Raw genomic sequence first — 1,391 nt, forward strand, 5'->3', positions numbered from 1 at the left:
GACGATCTGGCCGCGCACCGGCTGGCCGCCGAGAACGGGCTGGCGACGGCGACGGTCGCCGTCACCGGGGCGTCGGGCTTGGTCGGTTCGGCGTTGACGGCGTTTCTGAGCACCGGCGGCCATCGCGTCATCCGGTTGGTTCGCCGCCCCGCCGGAGGGGACGACGAGCGGAAGTGGAATCCCGACGACCCGGACCCGGGCCTGTTCGAGGGGGTCGACGCGGTCATCCACCTGGCCGGCGAATCGATCGCCGGCCGGTTCACCGAGAGGCATCGAAAAGCGATCCGCGACAGCAGGATTGGGCCGACCCGCTGGCTCGCCGAGGCGCTGGCTCGCACCCCGCGGCGGCCGTCGGTGCTGGTCACCGCTTCGGCGATCGGATACTACGGGTACGACCGGGGTGACGACGTCCTCACCGAGGACAGCGAACGCGGCGATGGCTTTCTCGCCGATGTCGTTGCCGACTGGGAGGCGGCGACCGCGCCCGCGGAACAGGCCGGGGTGCGGGTGGTGCCGGTGCGCACGGGCATCGTGCAGTCCCCGCGCGGCGGCACGCTGAAGCTGATGCGCCCGTTGTTCAGCGCCGGGCTGGGTGGCCGGCTGGGCGACGGCCGGCAATGGCTCTCGTGGATCGGGATCGACGACCTCGTCGACGTGTATCACCGAGCACTGTGGGACACAGCGCTGTCCGGTCCGGTGAATGCCGTTGCGCCGCACCCGGTTCGCAACAGCGAGTACACCGCCACCCTGGCCCACGTCATGCGTCGGCCCGCGGTGTTGCCGGTGCCGTCGCTCGGGCCCCGGGTGCTGCTCGGCGAGCAGGGCGCCCGCGAGCTGGCGTGTGCCAGCCAGCGGGTTGCTCCGCAGAAGCTCACGGCGGCCGGACACCGGTTCCGCCATCCCGAGCTCGAGCAGGCGCTGCGTCACCTGCTCGGGCGCGAGTCCTGATCGGAAGATCTGAGGCAATCGCCTGATCAAGCCCGATCCGCGCTCATAAATGATTCAATTTCTTAATGATCTCAGGAGCGCCGGCCCGGCACGCCCGGCAGGCCGGCGCGGTCGTGCTGGGCATGGTCGCGGTGGCCACGATGGTGCTCGGCCCGCGCCAAGCCCGGGCCGAATCCACCGAGGCGGACAGCGCGACCGACGTCGCCTGCGCGAGCGCGACCCAGGCGGTGCCGACGACATGGTATTTGCCCAGCACGCCGCCCCGGGGACTGGTCTGGCTACAGCACGGCTTCGTCGAGGGCAAAAAGGTCTGGTCGGCGTTCGCCGCCGAGATCGCCGGCACCGGATTCCTCGTCGTGGCCACCACGCTGCCCACCCTCAGCGCCTTCGGTTGCACGGTGGAGCACCTGATCGACAACAGGGGCTTCCTGGACAACATCGCA

Annotated in this window: 1 protein-coding gene and 1 pseudogene; both read left to right on the forward strand. The window is 70.6% G+C overall.

Annotated elements, in window-relative coordinates; genetic code table 11:
• On the forward strand, positions 1-948 hold a 948-nt coding region (locus A9X04_RS21050; RefSeq protein ID WP_067924555.1), incomplete at its 5' end, for a TIGR01777 family oxidoreductase.
• A gap of 65 nt (positions 949-1,013) precedes the next feature.
• Positions 1,014-1,391: pseudogene (locus tag A9X04_RS21055) on the forward strand (hypothetical protein); the annotation flags it as partial.

The organism is Mycobacterium sp. E3247, assembly GCF_001667785.1.
In the GTDB taxonomy this organism is placed as follows: Bacteria; Actinomycetota; Actinomycetes; order Mycobacteriales; family Mycobacteriaceae; genus Mycobacterium.